Genomic DNA, 26,162 nt, shown 5'->3' with positions numbered 1-26,162 from the left:
GCGGTGTACATGGACCTGACGAACGAGAATGCCTCGGTGACTTGTAACACGGAGGGTGTCGTGACGGGGAGTATTCCGGGATCAACGGCTAAAGTGTACGTGGGGACCACGCTGGACGGGGCCTGGAGTTTCTCGGGCAGTTTTTCCGGTTGTACGGGATCGGTGAATGCTTCCACGGGGGCGATCACGGTGACCGGGTTGACGGCGGATAGCGGGTCGGTGACGGTGACAGCGACGAAAAAGGGGTACGCCTCGTTGACGGCCGTGTACAGCCTGTCGAAAGCCTACCCGGGACCAAACGGGGAACCCGCCGTGGTTTACAGCGTGCGCCCTTCCGCGGACGTGATCGTTAAGGATAAAACGGGAACATTCACTCCTGCCTCGATCAGTTGCGAGAAGTTGAAGCAGATCGGCAATTCCGCCCCGTACGTCACCACGGAGAAAACATTGAAGTACCAGCTATCGGACGGCAGCCTGACCGACTACACGGGTGCGGTAAGCGTGGGCAGTGCCACTTGGATCGAATTCACACTCTACGAGGGTAGCACGGTGCTGGATCGGGAACGGGTTCCGGTGATTGCGGACGGGAAGGATGGGATTGATGCGAATCTGTTGGATTGGATTGAGGAGTGGAACGGGAACAAAACCGATGTCGGGAGAGAATTAATCATTTCTCCCCGGATGGTTGCCGGGAAAAAAGAGAGTAGTGGCAAATTTACCGGGGTGATGTTTGGCCGGGATATGATAGAGGTTAATGGAGTGATGCAGACGGGATTATTCGGAATGAAGAATGGTGATTTAACCTTTTCCATAGATGCTCAAACGGGAGATGCTTTTTTCGGTGGAACTGTCCTTGTTCGGAAAGATGCTAAGAATTACGTGACGATGAATTACAAGGATACGGATGATTGGGGATTGAAAGGAGTTATTGATGGTAACGAGGATAAGCCTGTTTTTCAACTTGGGAGTGTAAATAAGATTGGTAACTTTAATATTACTAATTCATGTATAGGTAAATCTACAGATAGAGACAATCCGACTGCAGGAATGTCTTTGTACGAGGAGTTTATAAAATTTAAAGAAGCTAACAGGCTATCAATGATCGGTAGTAATGTTTATCCGCTCTCTACCGGATTGAAAGGGGTTGCTCGATTTATTAATAAGGATTATAATCGAACTTTAACTAATTATGGAGTAGAAATAGATGTGTCTGGTGCCAATGAAAATATTGCTATTGATATTCTTAATGGAGATGTAAAGTTGGGGAACGGAGTGGTTAAAGGCGGTCGTTATGTATTAAAGTACACGAGTTCATTGAGTGGATACCAGATAGGAGATGACGATGAGTATATTGTTTGCACAAATAGTAGTAAAGTTGATTTGAAACTTCCGGCTACACCTAAACAAGGAAAAACTATATGGGTCAAACAATTGGGGAGTGGTATGGTCGGTATAATTCCTCAAGGGAATCATAAAATGTATTATCGAGGTAGTAATTATAACTGGGGATTAATCAATGATAAAAGTGGTGGAGTGACTGTATTGGCTATGATAACATTTATTGGTAATGTAAATGGAGCGAATTGTTGGGTGATGAATACGATGGATGTTGCAGGGATAAAGTTTGGGGATGATTAGTTTAAATAAAAATCAATATGAAAAAAATAAACATGAAACAGATGCGGGTTTTTACCGACTCGTACCGGGAAAAATACTTGCTCATGGATATGAGTAAGGGATTTATGAATGCTATTTATGCCTCTCTTCCTTCCTCGTCCATCACGAGAAGTTTATTGCAGCGCATTCGGGAGTCGGAGGGAGAAATCGAGATCACGTCGGCAGAGGAGAGCGTGTTGCTTTCGTTGGTTGGCGGGGAGAAGATCAACGGGTTACCGGCAGATGCCTTGTTGTTCGAACTGAACAAGGGAAAGTTTGGGGAACGTTACCGGGAGGGAATGAGTGTTGATGAAGAGTGTGGGGTGATGCGGGACGTGGTTGATGAGGCTTATAACGAGATGGAGAACGTGAATAAACAGGAATGAGATGATTGATTATTTGGTAACGGGAGAATTCTCCCAGATACAGTTGCGGGTGTATATCATCCTAGCCATGTGGGTGGTGATGGTGATGGCGGTTTGTATGGACTTGTGGGCGGGGGTGAATAGTGCCAGGGCTAGGGGAGAAGTGATAAACTCGGGTGGGTTCCGGCGGACGATCGGGAAACTGGGGGATTATTGGCGGATACAGGTGATGGCGTTGATTTTTGACGTGATCGGGAGTTGTATCCCGTGGTATGAATATCCTTATGCCTCGATGATCGTGACGGCAGCGATCGTGCTGATCGAGGGACGGAGCGTGTGGGAGAACGAGCGGGCGAAAAAGGGAAACGTGGCGAAGTTACCGGCAGCGATCCGGGATATTATCAATTGCACGACGGCGAAGAGTGCCGAGGAGTTGTTGAAAAAGATAAAAGAACTGGATGATGGACAAAAGGCAACTTAGGAACTTGATTCGACGAGTACTGATCGGGATCGGGGGGTACTCGGAGGAGGCGGAAAACTTGCTGATGGGGACGGCAGCCCAAGAGTCGGCATTGGGTGAATATATCCGTCAGTTGGGGAACGGTCCGGCCTTGGGGATTTTCCAGATGGAACCGGAGACTTTTGATGACATCGTGCGGAACTATTTGTCGTATCGGCCGGATTTGTGCCGGAAAGTGCTGATCGTATCCGGCGTGATCAACTTGAAAAGTGAATACTTGGAATATAATCTGGCACTGGCAATCAGCATGGCCCGGATGCACTACGCCCGGGTTCGGGAAAAGATTCCCTCGGACCTGACGGGATGGGCGGGGTACTGGAAACGGTTTTACAATACCCCGCAAGGCAAAGGTACGGAAGAGGAATTCGTGTATAATTACAAACAATACGTGTTATAGATATGGGAACATTAGATATAAAGAATTTTCCGGCTCATGGCGTGTCGGATGAAGATACTTTTTTGATGACGGACGCGAAGAACGGGTTTGTGGCGGGGAGCATGACATTGAAGGATATGAAAGAGAAGGTTATTACCCCGTTGGTCAAGGCCTTATCACTGGATTACGAGTTGTTGACTCAAGCGGAATATGACGCTATCGGGAAAAAGAAAGAAGGGACATTGTATGCTATCGAGGAAGACGGGAAACTGGTAAGGACATATATCGGCTCGTTGCCCCTGACGGTGGGAGGCACGCTGGGAAGTTTGGATAACGTGGACGAGGAGGCGGATCATGCCGGCAGCGAGGACGTGGTGCTGATGCGGGCGAAAGGAAGCGGGACGTGGACACTGAAACGCCTGTCGGAAATCGGCGGCGGGGGTGGGGGAACCGGGGTGCAACGTAATGTCCGGATCGTGAATAATTTGGATAGCAAGAATATTTCGGCCAGCAAGGGAGAGCCTTGCTGGTTGAATTTCACCTTCGTAAGTCAAGAACGGTACACGGATTCCGAGCCGTACGAGGACACCGGGGAGCGGGGACTACTGCAAATATCGGTGAGGAACGGGGATCATTCGGATTATTTGGTCGTGAAACAGGTATACGTGAATAGTGCTTCCCCGGTGGCCCTTGACGTGGCCGAGTTTTTGAGTTCGGGAGCCAATAACGTGATGATCAAGGTGACGGGGGAGGTTACGGAAATCACGACACCCGCTTTTGTTTATACCGTTCAACTGACGGCGTTGTCTATTTTTGCCGATAATTTCCGGTGGTGGACAGCTTACTCGGGGGCAATTATCTTGCCGTTGAATATCGGGGGAAATATCGCGAAGACGTTGCACGTTTCGATGTCGGGAAAAGATTATAACGAGTCGTACGAGGTGGCGATCGGGACGAACGTGTATATCGAGACGGCCTATAATTACACGATTCCTCACCCGGGGAAGACGGGGGTATTCCGGGTGTCGGCGTACGTGGCGAATTCGGACGAGAGTATCAAGACGAAGACGGTTGCTTTCAACATTATTTGTGCTGTTGCCGGGGAGCGGGTGAAACTGATTGCCATTAATAACGTGTTGGAGAAGGCCACGAACTGGGTGGAGAACACGTTGTTCGATTACGCCATGTACGACGGGGATAGCGTGAGTACGTTTGCCCGGTTCGTGATCATGAAAGAGGGGCAACAAGTGTTTTCCTCGAATGAAAACAGCATTGCCGTGTCGACCAAGCACACGTTCTCTCTTCCCCTGGAAATAGACACGTTGGACAATAGCGAGTTTTCCATCCAAGTGGAGGTGCTTGACGAGTCGGTTGCACTGACGTCACCACTCGTTTTCCCCGTGAACAACTCGCTGGGATATTCCGCCGTTGCGGGGGCGACCTTGTACGTCAACCCGCGTACTCGCAATAACCGGCAGGAGAATTACCGGGAGGTGGTGAACGAGATGAATGGGACGGCGATTGCTGCCGGGTGGAAGAATATGAACTGGGGAAACGACGGGTGGGTACCGGATTCGGACGGGAACCGGGTGTTGCGGCTGATGGCGGGTTCCTCGCTGGCGATGGCTTATTATCCCTTCGCGAGGGAATGCGCCCGGGTCGGGAAGACGCTGGAGATTGATTACCGGGTGGATCACGTGACGGATTACTCGAAACCGATCGTGACGATTTCCACGCCCGACGGGGTGTCGTTCACGGGGCTGAACATTTACGCGGATCAGATCGTGATGCACTCGCAGTCGCTCCGGGAGGACAGCGTGCAGAGCCTCCACACGTTCGAGGGAAAGCGGACCCGGTTCACGCTAACGATTCTCCCGATGGCGTACGGGAATCCGGATTTTAATCTCTGTATCCTGTATATCAACGGGGTTAAGAACCGGGAGTTCGCTTACGAGGATAATGATTATTTTGCCCAGAGAGGGGGCATCGTGATTGGCTCGGACTGCGCGGATGTGGATATATACGGAATCCGGGAATACGATTCCGGCCTAACATCGCAGGGTGTGTTGACGAATTATATCAACTGGTTATCCGATTCGGCAGAAAAGGCCCGTGTCCGGCTGTATAACGATATTCTGGACGGGAACGGTTCGGAGGTGGATTTCGACAACACGAGGGATCAGTTTAATTGTCTCGTGTTTGACAACACGATTCCCTCGATGGCCGACCAGACAGCACGGGTGGGTAATTTGGACGTGCTGTTCACGGACCACCCGGAATGGAACGTTTCGATTTCCGGGGTCACGGCGAAAGGACAGGGCACGTCCTCGATGAAGTACTGGATATGGAATACCCGTTACCAATTGGACAAGGCAAAATCGGTGATCACTCATGCCGACGGGACGACAAGCACGAAGAAGTGGCAGATGGTGCCGTGGATTCCGGCAGGACAGAAGTTTACGGCGAAGAAGAATTTTGCCTCCTCGATGCAGTCGCACAAGATCGGGTCGGTGAATGCTTATAACGATTTGTACCGGGAAGTCGGGTTGAGGAACGAGGCGATGGAAACGGAGCAATACGCGGATGCCCGCGTGGCGGTGTACCAGATGCCTTTCGTGTGTTTCGAGAAGTCGGTGAACGAGGAGGGGCGCACGGTGTACACGTTCCGGGGATTGTACACGTTCGGGCCTGACAAGGGGGACAAGTACACGTTCGGTTTCGACACGGATTTGTTCCCGAACCTAATCAGTATCGAGGGATCGGATAACTCGCCATTATGTACGCTGTTTCGGGTGCCTTGGAATAATAACGTGTTCTACAATAGCGACGAAGAGGCTTTCCAGTATAACGGGGCGAATAGCTGGGATGCCGGAGAGGGTAAGGTGGAGAGTATATCGAGGTTTATCCCGGCATATAATATCGTGTATGAATGTTCTCCCCGTTTGTTGCCTTTTGACGGGACCCCGGAAGAGTTGAACGAGCAGGCCGCCGCGATGAGAACTCGGCCATGTGAATTCTGGATTGCCAAGGCGGGAGACGGGAGCCGATTTGACGTGTATTATTTCGAGGCGTCGTTGAATCGTTTTATCCCCTCGGACATGGGGAAGGGGGTGATTAATCTGGTCACGCAACTGGTGGATAAAGGGTACGGGCTGTCGGCTACCGACCTGTCGGGAAAGACGAATGATGAGTTGAACACGTTATTTGTGAATGCCCGGATTGCCAAGTTCAGGGCGGAGGCTCCGTTGTACTGGGACGTGGATGACACGTTGTTTTTCATGAATAACGTGGAGTTTAACGCGGGAACGGATGAGCGGGCGAAGAACACGTACCCTTACTCGTTCGGGACGGAGACAAGCCGTTTTCGCTGGCGGGTGGACGACGCGGACACCCGGTTTGACACGACGAACCGGGGATTGCCGAACAAGGAGTATAGCGTGGAGACGCATGACACGGATGAAACCGGGGCCTCGATCTGGAACGGGGAAACGAATAATTTCTTTAACCTGATGGAGTTGGCTTTCCCGGAGGAGAAGGTGGCCAGTATGCGGCGGATGATGACGGCCATGCAGGCGTTGGGCGGTTTGAAGTCGGGGAATGACCTGGAAAAGATTTACGCTTTCTACCAGAAGTATTTCTTTGACGAGGCACAGGAGTATTTCCCGGCAAATTCATACAATGCCGATGCCAGATATTGTTACGAAAACGGGAAACTGGCTTATAGTGCCGGAATTTATTCGAACGACACGGACCCGATCACGCAGTCGCTTGGCGACCACTATCAAGCGGAGCAGCGATGGATCACGAAACGTATCCTGTATATGATGTCAAAGTATAGTTTCGGTTTGTTCTCGGCCGCCGGAACGGACACGATCACGGTACGTGCCGCCGGAAACACGATCACGTACGATCTGACCCCGGCGATGGATATGTACCCGGCAATTGCCAACGGGACGTCGATTATCCGGGGCGAACGGACCCGGGCAGGGGAGACTTGTTCCATGGAGATTGAACTTTCCGGAACGGGCGACCAGCAGAACGCGATACAGGGTGCCTCTTATTTGCAGGACATCGGGGATTGGTATGACAAGAACGTGCAAGGGTCCATGGTGATACAGGGACGGATGCTCCGGGAAATTCGCTTGGGGAGCAAGACGGAGAATATCGTGATCTCGATCACGTCGTTGACAATTTCGAATTGTGCGTCGTTGCAGAAACTCGTGTTGTCGAATATTGCCACGTTGAGTGGTACATTGAACTTGACTTCCTGCACGCACTTGCAAGAGGTGTATGCTGACGGAACCTCCCTTTCGCAGATGAAACTTCCGACAGGTGGTAGTATGCGGGTGATCGAGTTTAGTCCCCGCAATCAGTACCTGTCACTGTCGAACTACCCGTTGCTCCCGACGGAGGGAGTCAGGATAGAGCAATGCAAGGGGATTATCACGGACTTTTTCGTGGAGGATTGTCCGTTACTTCACCCGGTGAAGTTGCTGGTAGAGGTGATGGAGGCCCAGAAAGAACAGGGGACGGAACACGCTTTGAAACGGGTGCGGGTCGTGGGATTTAACGAGACGTACGATAGTTCGGATATACTTGATAAGTTGGTAAGCTTGGCAGATGGGAGTTACGAGGGATTGAGCAGTGAAGGAATTGCCGGGGAAGACCCGGTTCCGGTGCTGGACGGGACGTTGAATATTCATGCGGATGTTTACGAGGATTCGGTGGAAACGTTGAGAAATACGTTTAAACGGTTGAAAATAAATGTGGTTGGTAATTTCTATATTAAGTTCAAGGATCCGGAAATTCAGAGGTTGGCTATTCAAGAGTACAGTAAGAATAAGATAGGACTATTAAGAAGTGAGGCTGATGTGGTAAAAGCAATAAAACTTGATATGTTTAAAGCAAATACGATGATTACGGATTTTTCGGATTTTGGAAGTATATTCCGGAATGTTACGATAATTGAGGACCGGGCTTTTCAAAAATGTACAAACTTAAAAGGTTTTAGTCTTCCCAAAAATCAAAAAGTATTGATCGGATCCACTAGTTTCGAGAATACAGGTGTTGATGAGAATTCGATAGATTTTAATCATGTGAGTCGTCTTAGGTACGCCGTTTTCCAAGGATGTAAATTTACTCGTGTTTATTTGCCTGCCACGGTTGATATAAAAAACTCCGGACATACATTCTCTGCAAATAATGAATTGTTAAAAATCGAGTTTGGAGAAGGGTTTTCCGTGATTCCTTTAATGGTACAAAGCTGTGAAAAGTTGATCACCTTAATTTATCCATCTACAACGGAAGAAATGGGAGGGGGTATGCTTCATAGATGTACTAAGGTACAGCATTTGATCGTGAAATCTGTTGTTCCACCTGTAATTACGGGGCAGTTATCATTGGGATATGATATGCCAACATCTTATTCTATTTATGTTCCGGACGAAAGTGTTGAGGCATATAAAAGTGCTGATATATGGAAGAATTATTCGAGTAAAATAAAACCGATGAGTCAGAAACCGGAGAACGTGTAAAAGATTGGATTGATATGAAGACTCTGATTATATGCGGCGTGATTTGTTTGTTGTTGGGGTTCTTTGTCGGGAGGTACACGATGAAGGAGGGGGAAAGGACGACTTACATGAAGGGTGAGACGATTCGAGATACTATAACGTGCTTTATTCCGGACACGGTTCGCCTGTCCGGAGAAGTACGTTATAAGTACAGGTACAAAACGGATACGGTTTACCGGGATGTTCCGATCGTGGATCGGGAAGGAACGCTAAAGAGTACGATAGAGGATTGGAATTTGATCCGGGATTACAAGAGGACCTTGTTCGATAATGAATCCGGGAAATTAGCTGTGGAGCTTTCCGTGCAGTACAATGAGCTGAAACATCTTGCATACGCTTATACTCCCGTGCGGGAACGGGTTATGATTGTAAAAAAGAGTGTGTGGGTGCCGTTTGTTTCGGCATCCTTCTACACGGAAGGTCATGATTTGTCTTTTGGTGGAGGATGTTTTTATCACGACTTGGGATTCCGCATTGAATACAAATATGACGGTTTTAGCGTGGGGCTGATGTATAAGTTTTGATGAAAAAACACTTATACTACCTGCACGCTTTGTCCCAAAGCGGTGATGATTTCTCCTTTGGTGATTTTAGCCCGTTTGCGGAATTCGGGTTCTCCATTGCGGGTAACCTCTCCATTTTCCACGAGAATCTTGGCCATGGCACCGCTGTCAGCGATGCGGGTGGCCTTTAGCAGCTTGATTAATTCAATGTATTCGGTGTCTATTTCAAACGTGATCATGGTGTCTGTATTTTGGACGCAAAGGTAACCAATTTTTGTTGCATACCGTAAAGTAGAAACAACTTAAGAAGTTGAATGTTATTTTTGCGCCTTAAAATTTAGAAAATAATGATTAGATTGTTTTAATGATTTGATCGTTAAGTAATAATGTAAAAAAGATTCTATGAAGAGATTAGTCATTGCAGTATTGGCTTCTATTTTGAGCATGACGGTTTTTGCCGAAGGATACCAAGTCAATTTGTTAAGCACGAAACAGACCGGAATGGGACACGTGGGGACCGGGATGAAATTGGGTGCGGAGAGTATGCATTTTAACCCGGCAGGACTGGTGTTTTTGCGTACCAATATGGATTTTTCATTAGGTATATCTGCTATCATGGCCAAGGCTAAATATAGTTACGACGGGTATTCGGCCAAGACGGATAACCCGGTAGGAACGCCGCTATACGCTTACGCCGGGTTCAAGATTTACGATAATTTGGCTGCCGGAATCAGCTTGACCACTCCTTACGGGAACTCCTTGAAGTGGCCGAAGAACTGGGCCGGGGCAGGGTTGATTCAGGATATTAGCCTGAAATCATACGTGATTCAACCAACGCTTTCTTACAAGATCACGGATCATTTGAGTATCGGTGTCGGTTTGCAACTGGCTTGGGGAAACGTGAATCTTTCTAGGGCATTGATGGGGGCGAGCGATTTGCAGGGGATAGGAACGAAGTTTGAAAGTTTATTACCATTGTTGGCAGGTGTTCCCTCGAATATAATTCCGGATGCGGATAAACAGGCAATGCAGGAGATGGTTGCATTGATGAAAGGGACGGAGGTTCCACCGGCTTATGCTCGTTTGGAAGGAAATGCACACATGAGAGTGGGTTTTAACGTGGGAATCATGTACGATATTTGTGATAAAGTGACTGTCGGTTTGTCTTATCGTTCCAAGATCAAAATGCGGGTAAAAGAAGGGGAGGCATCGTTAAATTATGCCAACCGTCGTATTGAAGATTTGTTTGCCAATATGGAAGATTTGCTTGCTAAATACGGTCCGATGTTGAATCAGTTACCGGGAGTGACGATCCCGAATATCTCTATCCCGAAGTATGATGAGGGTACTTTCCATGCAGAATTGCCTTTACCTTCCAACACGACGTTGGGCGTGAGCTATCGTCCCACGGATCGTTGGGAGTTGGCGTTGGATTTACAATACGTGGGATGGAATGCTTACGATTCTTTGAACGTGTATTTTAACGAGGCGGAATTGGGAATCGCACCGATTAAAGCGGAGAAAGATTATAAAAATTCAATGACTTACCGTATCGGGGCAAGCTACAAGACAACCGATCGTTTGGTGTTACGTGCCGGAGTATATTATGACCAAAGCCCGATTCGTAAGAAGTTGTACAACCCGGAAACTCCGGGAATGGACAAATTAGGGCTTTCTGCCGGATTGACTTTCGAGCCTTACAAGGGATTGCAATTTGACGTGGCTTTCCTTTACATTCAAGGGTTCAGCCAACACGGAAAGTACCCGTACAAGAACGTGGTCACGGGAGCGGATGAAATGTTCGAGGGAAAATATAAATCCACGGCATTTTCTCCATCAATAGGTATTTCTTATCGGTTCTAATATAAGGGGCTGTCTAAAAAGTCAATTTTATTTCAAAAAACTCCTCCGTCACTTCGTGCCACCTCCTCTATAAACAGAGGAGGAGCTGGTGACACTTCTTAAAGACAGGGAGTATTTCAACTCTCCCTCTGTTTATAGAGGGAGTACCCCGAAGGGGGGAGGGAGTTTGAAAAATAACTTTTGGGACAGCCACTTTGTTTATAAACCTTATCGACTTTATAAACTTTTATTTTTAACCGGGAACGGAACGATTCAATGAAATATCACGTATAACTGAAGATAAAAGTTATTACGTGTATGGAAGCAATGAGCAATATTCCTAGTAAAGGAACTAAAAAACGAGTTGTTATTGTGGGGGGTGGTTTTGGAGGGTTGAAATTGGCTCGTCGGTTGAATGACCGGGATTTTCAAGTTATATTATTAGATCGAAATAATTATCACCTTTTCCAGCCTTTGCTGTATCAGGTGGCAACATCGGGAATTGAGCCGAGTGCGATCTCTTTCCCTTTCCGAAAGATTTTCAAGAGACGACATGATTTTCACGTGCGGATATGCACGGCAGAAAGGGTGATCCCGCAGGAAAATCGTTTGGAGACTTCCATCGGGGATGTTTCTTATGATTATTTGGTAATTGCCACAGGGGCAGGAACGAACTATTTCGGGGATCAGACGTTAGCACAACGGACGATGCAGTTGAAAACGACATCGGATGCCTTGTTTAACCGGAACCGGATGATCGAGAGCTTCGAGCGGGCGTTGAACACGTCGGATGCGGAAGAACGGAGGCATTGGCTGACGTTCGTGATTGTGGGAGGTGGGGCCACGGGAATCGAGTTGGCAGGAGCTTTAGCGGAGATGAGGAAGTTCGTGTTGCCGAAGGATTACCCGGAGCTGGATTGGAACGAGATGCGGATTCTCCTGGTAGACGGGGGAGAACGGTTGCTGAACGCTTTTTCGGGGAAATCCTCGGAGGACGTTATTCGGAATTTGAAGAATATGAAGGTAGAGGTACTGTTGAAAAAGCTCGTGAAAGAGTATGACGGAAAGAAATTGACGTTCGTGGATGGTGAACAGGTTGTTACGAACAACGTGTTCTGGGTGGCTGGGGTGAAGGCGAACAGTTTGGAAGGGTTACCTCAAGATGTCTACGGTCGGGGAAATCGCCTTCTCGTGGACGAGTTCAACCGGGTACAGGGGATGGCGGATATATTCGCGTTGGGGGATACCGCCTTGATGGTGGCGGAAAACTACCCGAACGGTCACCCGCAGGTCGTGCAGCCTTCCATACAGCAGGCTAGTTTATTGGCGAAGAATTTACGACACGTGATCAAGGGGAAACCCTTGCGTCCTTTTAAATACATGAACAAGGGATCCATGGCCACGATCGGGAGGAATGACGCCGTGGCAGAGATTTCCGGTATTCGTTTCAGTGGATTTTTTGCCTGGTTATTGTGGCTGTTGGTTCACTTGATGAGTATCGTGGGGGTGAAAAACCGATTGTTTATATTTATCAACTGGATGTGGAGTTACGTGACGTACGACCAGGCATTGCGGTTGTTGATAAAGCCCGAGGTGAAAAAAAGCGACCCGTTCTGAGTCGCTTTCTTAATCATTTATTCTCCCGCGGGAGCGGTTCCCACGGCCACGCTTTTACTGCGTTCAACAGATTGCAGGGCCAAATAATTGGCTCCGAATTTCTCCAAGTTGTCCAGTTCTGTTTCATACTGATCTTGGTGAACTTCTTCTTCGGCAACAAGCGTTTCGAATAGTTTCTTGGATACGGCATCCGCATTGGCAGCACATTCTTGAGCCCAAGCGTTATAGTCGTTTACACTACCTTCTTCCATGGCCGTGGCTAATTCCAGCATTTCTTTCGGTTCGTGGATTTTCTGAACATCCCCGGATGTTTTCATTTCCACTTCTCCTTTCAAGAACAAGATACGTTCTGAAAGCTGTTCCACGTGCATCATCTCTTGGATGGCGGTACGTTTGAATAACCCGGACAACAGGTCGTAGCCCATATCGTCACAACGGAAATGAAAATACATGTACTGGTGTACGGCAAGCAATTCGTCAGCAACTGCTTTGTTTAATAATTCAATGCTTTTTTCCTTTCTACTCATAATAGCTAAATGTTAGTAGTTTTACGATTCGCTAAATTAAGAAATAAAAGTGGCATATCCTAAATTTTGTCTTGGAATTAAAAAAGTGTACATTTGTTTAATCATAAATTCAAGATAATGAATGTTTCCCCTAAGGTGTTGCTGGTGACACCACCATTTACGCAGTTGAATACACCTTACCCGGCGATGATGTATTTGAAAGGTTTTTTGAACACGAAAGGAGTTGATTCCGTGCAGGTTGATTTGAGCTTGGAAGTGATTCTGGAAATATTTTCATCCCGGGGGCTACATGAGCTTTTTCAACAGGTGGCAGCCCGGGAAATTCGTTTGTCGGATAACGCCCGGCGTATTTTTGCCTTGCAGGAGGAGTACAAGCGCACAATTGATGCGGTCATGGCTTTTCTGCAAGGAAGGAACCGGACGCTGGCTTACTCGATTTGCGAATCTTATTTTCTACCCCGGGCAAGTCGTTTCGAGCAGGAGGAAGATACGGAATGGGCCTTCGGGGTGATGGGGTTGGAGGATAAAGCTCGTTACCTTTCCACCTTGTACTTGGAAGATTTGTCCGATTTCTTGCAAGAGACCGTGGATGAGCATTTCGGGTTTAGTCGTTACGCGGAGCATCTGGGGCGTTCGGCCTCTTCTTTTGATGAGTTGAATGCGGAGCTGGCAAAGCCCTTGACTTTCACGGATCATTACCTGATAAGGCTGCTTGCGGCCCGGATGAAAGAGTATCGTCCGGAGGTGGTGGCTATCACAGTCCCGTTCCCCGGGAATCTTTATAGTGCTTTGCGTTGCGGGGAGTGGATTAAAGCTAATTATCCGGAGGTCACGGTAGCGATGGGTGGGGGATTTGCCAACACGGAATTGCGATCGTTGACAGACGTGCGTTTCTTCCACTTTACCGATTACTTGTTGTTGGATGACGGTGAGTTGCCGTTATGGCGTTTGCTTGAACACGTGACGGGACAGATCGGGGATTCCGATTTGGTACGCACATTTTGCTTACGAGACGGGAGGGTCGAGTTTTTGAATGATGAGTCGGCCGTGATTATCCCGCAGAAGGAAGTCGGCGTACCCGATTATTCCGGATTGTTGTTAGACAGGTATGTTTCGGTGATCGAGATCGTAAACCCGATGCATAAGTTATGGAGTGACGGACGATGGAATAAACTGACTCTGGCTCACGGGTGTTATTGGGGAAGATGTAGTTTTTGCGACGGGAGTCTGGACTATATCCGGCGCTATGAACCGAACGAGGTGAAAACGATTGTTGACCGAATGGAACAAGTGATGGCACAGACGGGGGAAGGTGGTTTCCATTTTGTTGACGAGGCTGCACCTCCCGCTTTATTGAAAGAGATGGCACTGGAAATATTGCGCCGAAGACTGACGGTCGTCTGGTGGGGGAATATCCGTTTTGAACGGGCTTATACACGGGATTTGTGCCGTTTACTGAAGGCATCCGGCTGTATTGCCGTGTCGGGCGGGGTAGAGGTTGCGTCTGACCGGGTGTTGGGTTTGATCAATAAAGGGGTTACTCTGGAGCAACTGACCCGTTCGGCCAATCATTTCACGGGGACGGGAATCATGGTTCACGCTTACTTGATGTATGGTTTCCCGACGGAGACAACACAGGAAACTGTCGATTCGCTTGAAGTGGTGCGCCAGTTATTCGAGCTGGGATATATCCATTCCGGTTTTTGGCATCGTTTTGCCATGACGGCGCATAGTCCGGTAGGTTTGTGTCCCGAACGATTTGGAACCCGGGTTACGGAACCGCCTTTCGGGGGCTTTGCCCGGAATGACGTGGCGTTCGAGGATTTACAAGGAGGTGATCATGACGAACTGGGGGGTGGATTAAGTCGTTCACTATATAATTATATGCGGGGAGTGGGGTTTGACTTGCCTTTACAAAAATGGTTTGACTGCAAGATTCCGGCAACCACGATTCCGCCTCGCTTTGTCGCACATATGGCGGAAGAACAGGAACCTGTGGAAAAATTACATGCCCGGCGCCTATACTGGTTAGGAGGTCGGGTGGAGTTGGGGCCGGAGAGCGTGAAAAAAGGGAAATATTCGATCGTGTTATTGCTACATACGAATAACCGGGAGATGGCGATCAAAATGAGGGGTGACTGGGCTCATTTTATCCACGAGTCGCTGATGCAGGTGGGAGTGGATGCTGTGAATCCTTATCTGCTGGAAGACTTTAGTCGGAATTACGAGATCCTGTTTAACGATGACTTCCTGCCTTTCTGGTATAGTAAAGAGATGCAGGCGATCCGGGATCATGGTTTGTTACTGCTTTAACCACATCCCCATGAATAGGGGTTGGCGGGGTTAAATTTAATCATATATAGGGATTTACCGGTATTGTCGGGTGCGCTATCTTTGTCATGTACAAAATAAAATAATACATCGAGATGAAGAAAGTTGGAATATTTTATGGCTCCACGACGGGAGCAACCGAAGGAGTAGCTGAAACGATTGCGGCTCGTTTGGGTGTTGCAAGTGAAGATATACATAACGTGGGAACTACAAAAGTGGACGAGGTCGACAAGTACGATGTTTTGTTACTGGGTAGTTCTACATGGGGAATCGGAGAGTTGCAGGATGATTGGAACGATTTCTTGGATAAGCTGAAAGCGAAGAATTTGTCGGGTAAGACCGTGGCAATCTTCGGATGCGGGGATTCTGCCTCTTTTGGCGGGTCATTCTGCGATGCTATCGGAATAATTTATAACGAGCTACAAGGAAGTGGATGTCAATTTGCCGGTTCGGTGGATACCGACGAGTATAGTTACGACTCTTCCGAGGCTTGTGTGGATGGTCAGTTCGTGGGGCTTCCTTTGGATGAATCCAATGAATCTGACCAGACTGATAAGAGAATAGATGCTTGGATTAGTGGTTTAAAGCAAGTGATCTGTTGAGTCTAGTTGTTGTTTTTGATTTAAGAAAGCGTGTTAAAATGCCTTTTAACACGCTTTCTGCTTGTAAAGTCTATACTCTCCCTCTCCTTTCCTCCTCGTATAGCAACCGGATGATCCCGTCAGATAATCCGAGTTTTGGGACGATGATTTCATTTATCTTGCATATTTTTCCCACGGTGAGGAATATTTTCATGGCGGGTATGATCACGTCGGCCCGGTAGGTGTTCAGTTTCATGATCCGTTCCCGTTCTTCGAGGTTGAAGGATTTCATGTATTCGTAAAGAATATCCAGTTCTTGGTATGTGATTCGTTCCCGTTCCTTTTTATTCAGTAATTTATGAATCTTGTTGATATTTCCGCCCGACCCGATAATGGCATCCGGGGTATATTTTTCCGTGATGTTTTTCAACCATTTTTTGAAGTGTTTCATCTCCTCTTTGTCCATGGCGTCATTTAACATACGCACGGTTCCCAGCGGAAAAGAACAAGCCTCGACCTTGACGGATTTACTATAAACAATTACTTCGGTGCTACCGCCACCGACATCCACGTACAAGTAGGTTTTGTCATCATCCACCACCTCGTTCATGCCCCCGGCGAAAATGGTTTCTGCCTCTTTGGTCCCGCTGATGATTTCAATGTTCAGGTCACACTCTTTTTGTATCTGTTCGGCCACGGATTTACCGTTTCGAGCCTCTCGCATGGCGCAGGTTGCGTATGCCTTGTAGCTTTCCACGTTGAATGCAGACATGATATACGAGAATCCCTGCATGGTTTCGCATAGGCGTTTTCCTTTCTGTTGCCCTATTTCTCCTGTTGTGAATACGTCTTCTCCTAACCGGATGGGTACTCGCAGAAAGGCTATTTTTTTGAACAGGGTTTCCGTGGGGTATTCTTCCACGTTGGATATGAAAAGTCGGATTGCATTCGTGCCGATATCGATAGCGGCCAGTGTTTTCGTGTTTATGGTCATTTTTGTGTTTCGTTTTGTGATGCGTAAAAATTGTATAGTGCCACTTGTGAGCGAGTTTGCAGGTCTGTTTCATCCGGTGAGGAAGGTGACACCCGCTGATTTATAACCTCTAAATTCAGGTTCCGGGCTTTTACCTTGTCTTTCCACTGGATGGAAAAAGTATTTTTTAGCGTGTTCAGTATGGTTTTATCTTGAATCGGGATACCGACTTCCACTCTGCGGCTCAGATTGCGGGTCATCCAGTCTGCGCTGAGAATAAACGCCTTTTCTTTTCCCCCGTTGTAAAACAAGATCAGGCGGGCGTGTTCCAGGTATTTATCCACGATACTGATGGCCCTGATGTTGTCGCTTAGGCCTTTTACTTCGGGCATCAAGCAACAGGCTCCCCGTACGATTAAGCGTACACGTACCCCGGCTTTACTGGCCTTGTAGAGTAGTCCGATCATCCGTTCGTCCGTGAGGCTGTTACATTTTACGTAAATGTAAGCCTTTTTCCCGTCTTTAGCATTTTTGATTTCGTTGTCGATCAAGGATTCGAAACGTTCCCGCATATTGTAGGGGGAGACCAGTAGCAGGTCCGTATCGAGTTGTTTGTAATTATTTTGCAAGAACTCGAAGACACGTTCTGCATCTTCCGCCACGGTCCGGTTGGCAGTGAACAGGCTGAAATCACTGTATATTTTGGCGGTGTCCTCGTTGAAATTTCCGGTTCCCACGTGTACATATCCCTTTAATTGAGAGCCTTCCCGCCGTTTGACCAAGGCGAGTTTGCAATGGACTTTCAATCCCGGTATCCCGTAAATTACTTTTACCCCGGCTTGTCTTAATGCCTCGGCATTGTCGATATTTCTGGCCTCGTCGAATCGGGCCAGTAATTCTAGTAACACGACGACCTTTTTCCCGTTCTTGGCGGCATTGATTAGCGTGTTGATGATTTTTGACCTTTCGGCCGTGCGGTATAGCGTGATGTAAATTGAATCCGTGTGCGGGTCCATGGCGGCTTCCCGCATAAAGTCGATGAAATGGTTGAACGTGTGATAGGGATAATTTAACAAAATGTCCTGTTTCCGGATCACGTCGATCACGCTGGAAAAAGGTTTAAAGGCTGGATGGCGTAACGGGGAAACCTCTTCGTATTCTAATTCCGGATTAATTTTAGGAAATTTCATCAGATCTCGCATCAGATGATAGCGTCCGCCGGGGGTAAGATTACCACTTTTATTTAGTCCTAACTTGTCGGTGAGGATGTTGAACAGATCTCCGGGCATCGCCTCGTCGTAGACGAGACGAACGGGACGACCATAAAGTCTTTTATTCAATCCCTGTTCCATTTTTTCAACAAGGCTTTTCGATACGTCGTCATCTAGTGTCAGCTCTGCATCCCGCATGAACTTGAAGGTGTAGGCCGAGATCTCGTCGTACGAGAACATGAAAAATATATCATCCAGACAAAGACGGATGATATCATCAATGAAGATGATCCGGGTATTGTCGTTGGGGGAAGGCAGTACGATGAACCGGGGTGAGAGGCTGTTGTGTGGTATTTCGATGATAGCGTATCGGTTGTTCTTCGTAGAATTCTTGTTGACCATTTTAACGGCATGATAGATGCGCTCGTCTTGCAGGTAGGGGAGCCGGACGCTTTTTCTCAACATCAGCGGAACGAGTAACGGACTGATTTTCTCCGAGAAGTATTGTCTGCAGAATTGTTTTTCGTTTTCATCCAGGGCATTTTCATGAACTACGTAGATGTGGTGGCTGACCATTTCGTCCAGGATTTGCGTGTAGGTGTTCTCGAATTCTTTTTGGGATTCACAGACTTTTTCCGACACTTTGCGTTGTAGTTCCAGCGAGGTTAGGTTGCCGGAGAGTTTTTTATCCTTTTCTTTCTTTTTCTTGTCCAGCCGTTCCAGGTTGGCAACTCTCACCTTGAAAAATTCATCTTGATTGTTGGAATAGATTCCGAGGAAACGGAGGCGTTGTATAAGCGGGACGCTCTTATCCTGGGCTTCCTGCATGACACGTTCGTTAAACGAAAGCCAACTTAATTCTCTATTGTATAACATACTTCATCTGGTATAACATTCTGTTTTTTACGAGGACAAAGTAGGTGCAGAATTGTTACATTCGAATGAAAATAATGTTGCAATGAAGTTACTTTTGTTTGGATGGGGCCGTGTCGGGTGTTTCCGGTTGAATTTCGATGATCTTTCCTTTCTCCCGGATATATTCGTACAAGGCCTTGTAAAACGGATGGGAGGTGAGCGTGGTGGTGTCTCCCAGAATAATGAGTTTCATGCGGGCTCGGGTGATGGCCACGTTCATGCGGCGCAGGTCATTTAGGAATCCGATGTTTCCCTCGCTGTTGGCCCGTACGAGACTGATTAGGATAACATCCCGTTCTTGGCCTTGGAACCCGTCCACGGTGTGAATCGTGATGAGTTTCCGCAAGGGGATAAAGAAGCGGTTCCGTTTGATGATTTGCCGGATATATTGTACTTGCACCCGATAAGGGGATATCAACCCGAGATCGATTCTTTCATCCAGCACTCGTTCAATACCGATTTTCTCGATATATTCCTGTAATTGTTTTACCAACAATTCGGCTTCAGGCTTGTTGATTCTTCCATACGTTTCGTTAACACAATCTTCCGAGAACTCGCAGAGGGCCGTGTCGAACCATTCGATGGGAGTGTCGTATTCGAGAATATTACGGTGGCGTACTTCCGGAGATGCCTGCAAACGGCCTTTGTAGAACCATTTCGAGGGAAAGTACATGATGTCTTCGTGCATCCGGTACTGTGTTTCGAGCATGGAAACAGTTTCGGGTTTACGCTGGATAATCTTTTGGAGTAGCGTACGATCCAACCCACCTTTCGCAGCTTCGTAACATTTGATGGTGGGAGGTAACTGGCAGTGGTCCCCGGCAAGTATTACCCGGTAGGCCTTGGATATGGCAATCCAGCAAGCAGCCTCTAAGGCTTGTGCGGCCTCGTCGATAAACAAGGTGGAGAACATTTTCCCGTTTAATTGTTTATTGGCGGAACCAACCAGCGTACAGGCAATCACGCGGGCCTCCCCGAAGAGTTGGGCATCAATCTTGATTTCCAATTTGATGGCTTGGTCCCGTAAATCATGCAGCATCCGGCGGGCAGATTCCCGTTTGGCTCCTTTCAAGCGTTTCAGGCGTCCGGAGAGTTCCCGGATGGATGCTCTCGCGGCTCGTAACGTGGGGTAGGCTGGATGGGATTCGAATTTGCGTTCGTACGTGAATGACAGCATCTTGTCGTTTACCCGTGTGGGGTTCCCGATTCGTAGTACATTGACTCCCCGGTCCAGTAACTTTTCGGCGATCCAGTCCACGGCTGTATTGCTTTGGGCGCAAACCATTACTTGATTCTCCCGTCGCAGAGTTTCGTAGACGGCCTCGACGAGCGTGGTTGTTTTTCCGGTTCCGGGAGGGCCGTGAACAACTGCAACCTCTTTGGCTGCCAGTACCCGGTTTACCGCTTGTTCCTGTGAATGGTTCAGCCACATCAAGTGAATCGGTTGAAGTTTTCGTTGTTCCATCATCTCGTTTCCCAGTATGACTTCCCGTAAGCGGGCAAGGCGGTTATTCTTGGCCTCCATGACTTCCGTTAGGGCAGAAAACATGGTTTTATAGGAGGTCCCGTCAAAGTAGAGTTGTACGCCAAGATCCGGGCATCCTTGAATATCCAAAAGGCTGTTGGAGTTGGGCAACACGACGAGCATCGTGTTTTCATGAACGTAACTGATGGTTGCCGCGAAACTGAAATAACGCAAATCCCCCGTTTGGTTAAAACGAAAAAAACAAACCGGACGACCGTATTCGAAATTATGATCCGTGTCATCATTCTCATCCCGTTTGATCTCGATGATGAGTTGGTTTAACGAGTTGTAGTAACTTTTATTCGCTGACACGGGATACCAGCAAACGCCTTGCTGAATCCGTTTAGGGATTCCTGCACGTTGTGTTTGTTGGTAGAATGTCTCTTTTTCAAACTCGAATTCCTCTTGCAACAGTTTGTATTGCCGCAGGAGATCAACCAGGGGGGAAGGTATTTGTTCGCAAGCCATGTTAAACGGGTTACCAGGTTAATATTTCGTTCCCGGTTTCCGTGATTAATATGGTGTTTTCCCATTGAGCGGAAGGTTGTTCGTCTTCGGTAATAACCGTCCAATCATTATCTTCATCGATGAATATATCCCGTTCTCCCATGTTAATCATCGGTTCGATCGTGAAGATCATGCCCGGAACGAGCAGCATTCCCGTACCCCGTCTTCCCACGTGTTCCACTTCCGGAATCTCGTGGAATTTTAAGCCGACCCCGTGTCCGCAGAATTCCCGGACAACCGAGTACCCGTTACTTTCAGCATGTTCCTGGATCACGGCGCCCACGTCTCCGAGAAAACGCCAGGGTTGTGCGGCCTCGATGCCTTTTTCCAGACATTCTTTCGTGACACGTACCAGTTTTTGGCGATCTTCCGCAACTTCCCCGATCATGAACATACGGGATGCATCTGAAAAGTAACCGTTGTATATAGTGGAAACGTCAACATTGATAATGTCACCACTTCTTAAAATGATATTCTTGTCCGGTATTCCGTGACATACTTCTTCGTTAATGGAAGTACATACACTTTTGGGAAAACCCTCGTAATTCAACGGTGCGGGGATAGCCCCGTGTGCCACGGTGAAATCGTATACCAGCGTGTTAATATCCTCGGTTGACATTCCTTCCCGGATGTTAGCCGCCACGTGATCCAACACGGCCGTGTTGATTTTTGCACTTTCGCGGATGCCTTTTATCTGTTCCGCGTTCTTGATAATCTTTCGGGGGGGAACAATGTGACCCTGACGACGATAGAGTTTGATTTTTTCCTCGATGGAGGATGCCGGTTTGTTTTCGTTTTTATTGAATAGCATATTGCTGTCTCCTTTTGTAATAAGGCACTAAGGTAGTGTTTTTAGAGACAGGTTATTCCGTTATTTGGAAAATTGATAGTTACCGAGTTTGTCCACGGAGATATTTAACTCCTTTAAATCCTTGATAAATAGATTATACCCTGTTTCGAGATTTTTCCAAAAATCTAATATGTTTGGATAGGCACGATAGGTTTCGCTGTAATTTTTATTCTTTTCGTCCGAGAATTTAAAAGGAAAGATGTACACGGGTATCTTTTCCTGGCCGGATTGACGGGCTTGTATGGCGTAGATGTATATTTCCTTGATCTTATCGTCTGTCATGGGAAGACAGCCCACCGTGACGCAATTTCCATGAATACAGATATTACCCCCGAGATGGGAGGCTTTGCTTTTCAGCTTATCTGAATGGTTCGGGTAATTGATCATCAAAGAGAGATGATAGTTACTCGTGGGATTAAAGTGGTTGATATGGTAGAAACCTTCCGGGATTTGTAAGTCTCCTTGACGACGTTTTGGGCCGAGAGATCCGGAACGGGCACATATCTTATACGTTGTAATCTTTTTATACACCTTGTCTTCCCGTTTCTTGGCATAGATGTCCATGATACATTCTGTTTTATACGCCATGATAAGAATATTCAGGTTATCCAACGAAAGGTTGTGTTCTTTTAATCTTCGGGTCAGTAATGCCTCTTTTTCGTGGTAGGCGTTTCGTACCCGGGGATATTTCTTTTGCTGGCTGACGAAGTCCGGTTCATTGCTAGCGATAACACATAACAAGGTGAGCAAGGCTATTTTCATGGATCCGTATAATTAGGTTATTACAAATAACGGTAAAATAAAGGGAAAAAACAAACGGGCATGAAAAAAGGCGTCCGGGAGGACCCCGAACACCTTACCTGTGTGTGTTGTGTGTATATGAGTGTGTGAATCTTTCCTTATTCGTTGATCATCACTACCAAGTATTTTGTTTGTTTCCAGAATGCACTCGGGTTGTTAATCTTCAAAGTCTGCATACCGTCATCCCCGGTTTCCAATGCGTATGATTCGCTTGGGTGAACGGAAAGGATTTTTGCTTTCTTGGAGTTTAACGGGATGGATGTCAATTCACGCATATCGGCATCCACGAATTTTGCATTTTGAGCTTGAGAAGAAACGATCGGCGGACAGAAGATTCCTTGTCTTGAGATCACGTTAGCTTCTTTTAGCCCCTTTCTGGAACCTAACAGATAGTGGATCGTGTTGAGCGATTTGTCCTGACCGGAAATCATTTCCTTTTGTGCGGTCGATTCCTCCTGCAAATTGCTCACGTTTTGGTTTAGTTCTGCTATTTGTTGAGTCTTGATACCTAGTTCTTTTTCTTTGGCAGCCAAAATCTGGTTGATTTCATTGATCTTTTGATCTCTGATGGCTAACTCTTCGTTTAACCCGGCGATTAATTTCTTGAATTCAGCGGATTGTCTTTTGTTAGTCCCTTCCAGTTTAGCAATTTTTTCTTTGTAACCGGCGATAGCGTCAGAAAGCGCTTGTACGTCATTTTTTAAAGCGGTAATCTGGCTTTTACTCTTACTGTTTTTCGTGTCACTCTGTGATTCGATGGCCAGAATGTGTTCGGCCTCGCGGATAGATTGCATTCCGGCGGAAATGTCATTCAGATCTGCTAAAAGTTTATCCATTTCGTCACTTTGTCCGTTGCTAACGGCTTGTAGAGAATCTGCTTTTGCTTGCAAAGCTTTATATTTTTGTGAACTTTCCACGCAACTTCCGAGGAAGGCGATGGAAAACAAACTGACTGCTAAAAAAATAAACGTTCTCATAGTTTTTTGTTTTGATGTTTTATTCTATGCCTAAATAGAGACAAGGCCCGTGCCATTCGTGTGGTAAAATGATAACGTGTTGAAAAACAGTTTGTACGTGTATTTGTTCGAATCTCACAATTGTGGAAAATTTTGCCCCAGTTGTGGAATTTCTCCCCAAGTTACCTGTGGAAGGGACTTTTCTCCAAATGATGCCTGTGTTGGAGATGGTATGGTCGTCCCGGATTTTTTTAGTAGCTTTGCCTTGATACCAATAATCGAACCCATGTACCAAGAATATCCCCCTCATCCTGTGTTATCTCCTTATATAGACAAATATTGGGAGGTGAAAGGCTCACCGGAAATAGGTGAGAAGATGAAAATTTTGCCTGATGGTTGTACCGATTTCATTTTTAACTTGGATGATGCACGTAACCTAGAGGATAAAAATCGGTTTGGTGTTGATCCTTTACACGGTTATTTCGTGGGAGCGATGAAGACTTACTCGGAGTTGTCGGTTTGTGCCGGATCACTACACATGATCGGGGTCAGATTCACTCCTTGCGGGTTGACTATTTTCACGAAAAAGCCTTTAGGGGAGTTGAGTGGGCAGAGACTTCATTTGAGAGACGTGGGATTTCTTTTTCATGAAGAGTTCGCCTCTCTTTTAAGGGAGAAAAGTACGCTGGAGGAAAGGTTGCAAGTGATCGAAACTTTTCTGATATCCCGGTTAAAATATGCCGAAGAGGTTGACAAGCAAATCGTGTGGACAACCGGGGTGATCCGTCAGGCCGGGGGATTGTTGCCTGTTCGGGAGTTGATGAGTCGGGTGTGTATATGTCAACGTCATTTTGAACGTCGTTTTAAACATGCCACGGGTTACACGCCAAAAGAGTATAGCCGGGTCGTGAAATTTCGTCGGGCAATGGATGTACTTCGTCAGGTTTCCGGGAATAACCTCTTTTCCGTGGCGGTTGATTGCGGGTATTATGATTCTTCTCACTTGGTGAAGGAGTTCAAGAAATTGTCGGGTAGTTCCCCGATGGTTTTCACGTCCTTGCCGGCAGATACTCCGATTACTTATTTGGGGGAATAAAAGTCGATTTTTTACAAAAGATTCTTTTCCCGGAACTCTACTTTTGTATTTATAATTAATAAAATGGATATATGGAAGAATTGAAACGAAAAGCGGAATTATTACTGGAGCAATGCGAAAGTGTGGTACTGACTTCTGTTGACGAAAATGGTTTTCCCCGTCCTGTGCCGATGTCGAAGGTGAAAGCGGAAGGGATAACTACAATCTGGTTTGCTACGGGAACGCATTCCGAGAAAACAGAACACTTTCGGGTGAATCCTAAAGCGGGAGTGTGTTTCCAGAAGGAGATTAACAGTGTCGTGTTGACCGGGTACATCGAGATTGTTACCGATGAGGCAGAGAAGAAAGCCTTGTGGCAGGATTGGTTTATTGAGCATTTCCCGGGCGGGGTGAACGACCCGACTTATTGCATTTTGAAATTCACGGCAAAGCGGGCAACTTATTGGCTGGACTTTCAATTTGTGAAGGGGGAGGTGTAGAGAACCTTACAAACTAATTTAGCAAGATCGGAAAAGTCTCTCCCAATTCAGGGTCTTACCTTTGTCTCGAAATACAAAAAAATATGGAACAGAAATTGACAACGAAAGAAGAGTACTTGAAAAGGATCAACGTGATCGTGGAATATATCAATAATCATCTGGATGAGAATATCGATCTCGGGATGTTAGCCGAGATGTCCGGTTTTTCTCCCTGGCATTTCCACCGGATCGTGCGAGCCTTTCTGGGAGAGCCTGTCGGGGCTTTCATCACCCGGGTACGTGTCGAGACTGCAGCTCGCTTGTTACGCTATTCCGATTTGTCCGTGCAGGACATTGCTTATCGGGTCGGGTATGACGTGCCTTCTTCTTTGTCGAAAAGTTTCAAGCAATTCTATGGTATTTCGCCGAATGGATACCGTAATAATAAAAATTACACGATTATGAAACCAGTAGAAGTAAGACCCGATTTGAAACTAGAATTTGAAGAACAGGTGTTGGCCCCGAAACAAGTGATTTACGTTTGGCTGACAGGTGCATATAACCAGTTGGATTATTGTGCCGCATGGCAAAAACTATGGAATTACGTGCGGGAGGAAAATCTTTTTGCCCCGGATGTGGAGTTCCTCTGCGTGTACCATGATGATCCGAAAGTGACGGAACAGGATAAATTGCGCACGTCCGTGTGCCTCGTGTTACCCCGTGTCGGGAAACCGAAAGGAGAGGTGGGAGTAAAAGAAATTCCCGGCGGGAAATATGCAATCTTCCGCTACCAAGGACCGTATGAAAACCTTCATGCCGTTTACGATACGATTTATGCAAAATGGATTCCCGAGAAAGGGTATAAGCTGGGAGATACCCCCGGTTTTGAAAAGTACCTGAATCGATAGTGTTTCAAAAAGTGTGTAAATTCCGAATTGATTATTTTTGTAATGCAATTTTCAAAAATGAATTATTATGG

Annotated in this window: 20 protein-coding genes and 1 pseudogene; 13 read left to right on the top strand and 8 right to left on the bottom strand. The window is 46.9% G+C overall.

Annotated elements, in window-relative coordinates; genetic code table 11:
* From AB5542_RS16970 to AB5542_RS16945, 6 genes and pseudogenes are all read left to right on the top strand, one after another.
* Positions 1–1,638 (top strand): annotated as a pseudogene (locus AB5542_RS16970) (hypothetical protein); the annotation flags it as partial.
* Between the two features lie 17 nt (positions 1,639–1,655).
* Positions 1,656–2,042 carry a hypothetical protein gene (locus AB5542_RS16965; protein ID WP_279039219.1) on the top strand — a complete coding sequence of 129 codons (387 nt, stop codon included), beginning with the start codon at positions 1,656–1,658 and terminating at the stop codon, positions 2,040–2,042.
* Position 2,043: 1 nt separating this feature from the next.
* The gene (locus AB5542_RS16960) at positions 2,044–2,502 is read left to right on the top strand and encodes a phage holin family protein (protein WP_118449637.1); all 459 of its coding nucleotides are present in this window, start codon (positions 2,044–2,046) and stop codon (positions 2,500–2,502) included.
* Entirely contained in the window at positions 2,483–2,938 is a 456-nt protein-coding gene (locus tag AB5542_RS16955) for a hypothetical protein (protein WP_027200052.1), read from the top strand. Before AB5542_RS16960 ends, AB5542_RS16955 begins: the two co-directional genes overlap by 20 nt.
* Positions 2,939–2,940: 2 nt before the next feature.
* A complete protein-coding gene (locus AB5542_RS16950) occupies positions 2,941–8,451 on the top strand; it encodes a leucine-rich repeat protein (protein ID WP_279039217.1) in 5,511 nt (1,836 codons plus the stop codon).
* Positions 8,452–8,465: 14 nt separating this feature from the next.
* Complete coding sequence (locus AB5542_RS16945) at positions 8,466–9,014, top strand: hypothetical protein (protein ID WP_279039215.1); 549 nt, start codon at positions 8,466–8,468, stop codon at positions 9,012–9,014.
* A gap of 11 nt (positions 9,015–9,025) precedes the next feature.
* On the opposite strand, the gene AB5542_RS16940 is transcribed toward AB5542_RS16945, so the two are convergent.
* Entirely contained in the window at positions 9,026–9,232 is a 207-nt protein-coding gene (locus AB5542_RS16940) for an RNA-binding S4 domain-containing protein (RefSeq protein WP_027200054.1), read from the bottom strand.
* Positions 9,233–9,395: 163 nt separating this feature from the next.
* Between AB5542_RS16940 and AB5542_RS16935 the strand changes: the two genes are divergently transcribed.
* Complete coding sequence (locus tag AB5542_RS16935; RefSeq protein WP_279039213.1) at positions 9,396–10,856, top strand: OmpP1/FadL family transporter; 1,461 nt, start codon at positions 9,396–9,398, stop codon at positions 10,854–10,856.
* A 297-nt stretch (positions 10,857–11,153) separates the two neighbouring features.
* On the top strand, positions 11,154–12,452 hold the full coding sequence (locus tag AB5542_RS16930) for an NAD(P)/FAD-dependent oxidoreductase (RefSeq protein ID WP_279039211.1): 1,299 nt from the start codon (positions 11,154–11,156) through the stop codon (positions 12,450–12,452).
* 17 nt (positions 12,453–12,469) lie between these two features.
* On the opposite strand, the gene AB5542_RS16925 is transcribed toward AB5542_RS16930, so the two are convergent.
* Positions 12,470–12,979 carry a bacterioferritin gene (locus tag AB5542_RS16925; protein ID WP_027200056.1) on the bottom strand — a complete coding sequence of 170 codons (510 nt, stop codon included), beginning with the start codon at positions 12,977–12,979 and terminating at the stop codon, positions 12,470–12,472.
* Positions 12,980–13,096: 117 nt separating this feature from the next.
* On the opposite strand from AB5542_RS16925, the gene AB5542_RS16920 reads away from it, so the two are divergent.
* Together AB5542_RS16920 and fldA are read left to right on the top strand one after the other, a co-directional pair.
* A complete protein-coding gene (locus tag AB5542_RS16920) occupies positions 13,097–15,292 on the top strand; it encodes a B12-binding domain-containing radical SAM protein (protein WP_279039210.1) in 2,196 nt (731 codons plus the stop codon).
* A gap of 113 nt (positions 15,293–15,405) precedes the next feature.
* Positions 15,406–15,912 (top strand): flavodoxin FldA, encoded by a 507-nt coding sequence (gene fldA / locus AB5542_RS16915; RefSeq protein ID WP_279039209.1) that lies wholly within the window; start codon positions 15,406–15,408, stop codon positions 15,910–15,912.
* A 70-nt stretch (positions 15,913–15,982) separates the two neighbouring features.
* Here fldA and AB5542_RS16910 read toward each other — a convergent pair whose 3' ends face one another.
* From AB5542_RS16910 to AB5542_RS16885, 6 genes are all read right to left on the bottom strand, one after another.
* Positions 15,983–16,885 (bottom strand): hypothetical protein, encoded by a 903-nt coding sequence (locus AB5542_RS16910; protein WP_279039207.1) that lies wholly within the window; start codon positions 16,883–16,885, stop codon positions 15,983–15,985.
* On the bottom strand, positions 16,882–18,951 hold the full coding sequence (gene ppk1, locus AB5542_RS16905) for a polyphosphate kinase 1 (protein ID WP_279039205.1): 2,070 nt from the start codon (positions 18,949–18,951) through the stop codon (positions 16,882–16,884). Before ppk1 ends, AB5542_RS16910 begins: the two co-directional genes overlap by 4 nt.
* Positions 18,952–19,039: 88 nt before the next feature.
* A complete protein-coding gene (locus tag AB5542_RS16900; protein ID WP_279039203.1) occupies positions 19,040–20,983 on the bottom strand; it encodes an AAA domain-containing protein in 1,944 nt (647 codons plus the stop codon).
* A 10-nt stretch (positions 20,984–20,993) separates the two neighbouring features.
* Complete coding sequence (gene map / locus AB5542_RS16895; RefSeq protein ID WP_279039201.1) at positions 20,994–21,833, bottom strand: type I methionyl aminopeptidase; 840 nt, start codon at positions 21,831–21,833, stop codon at positions 20,994–20,996.
* A gap of 60 nt (positions 21,834–21,893) precedes the next feature.
* On the bottom strand, positions 21,894–22,634 hold the full coding sequence (locus AB5542_RS16890) for a murein L,D-transpeptidase family protein (protein ID WP_279039199.1): 741 nt from the start codon (positions 22,632–22,634) through the stop codon (positions 21,894–21,896).
* 137 nt (positions 22,635–22,771) lie between these two features.
* Positions 22,772–23,650, bottom strand: coding sequence for a hypothetical protein (locus AB5542_RS16885; RefSeq protein WP_118304952.1), 879 nt, complete (start codon positions 23,648–23,650; stop codon positions 22,772–22,774).
* A gap of 79 nt (positions 23,651–23,729) precedes the next feature.
* Between AB5542_RS16885 and AB5542_RS16880 the strand changes: the two genes are divergently transcribed.
* From AB5542_RS16880 to AB5542_RS16870, 3 genes are all read left to right on the top strand, one after another.
* Entirely contained in the window at positions 23,730–24,725 is a 996-nt protein-coding gene (locus tag AB5542_RS16880; protein WP_279040280.1) for a helix-turn-helix transcriptional regulator, read from the top strand.
* 71 nt (positions 24,726–24,796) lie between these two features.
* Complete coding sequence (locus AB5542_RS16875) at positions 24,797–25,204, top strand: pyridoxamine 5'-phosphate oxidase family protein (RefSeq protein WP_279040281.1); 408 nt, start codon at positions 24,797–24,799, stop codon at positions 25,202–25,204.
* A gap of 83 nt (positions 25,205–25,287) precedes the next feature.
* Positions 25,288–26,091, top strand: coding sequence for a GyrI-like domain-containing protein (locus AB5542_RS16870; protein WP_368243239.1), 804 nt, complete (start codon positions 25,288–25,290; stop codon positions 26,089–26,091).
* The last annotated feature ends 71 nt before the right edge of the window (positions 26,092–26,162 follow it).

The sequence above is a fragment of the Butyricimonas sp. RTP31003st1_G1_RTP31003_210430 genome (assembly GCF_040920905.1).
In the GTDB taxonomy this organism is placed as follows: domain Bacteria; phylum Bacteroidota; class Bacteroidia; order Bacteroidales; family Marinifilaceae; genus Butyricimonas; species Butyricimonas paravirosa.
The sequence above is the reverse complement of the archived record's forward strand: the minus strand, read 5'-3'. Positions and strand labels throughout refer to the sequence as shown.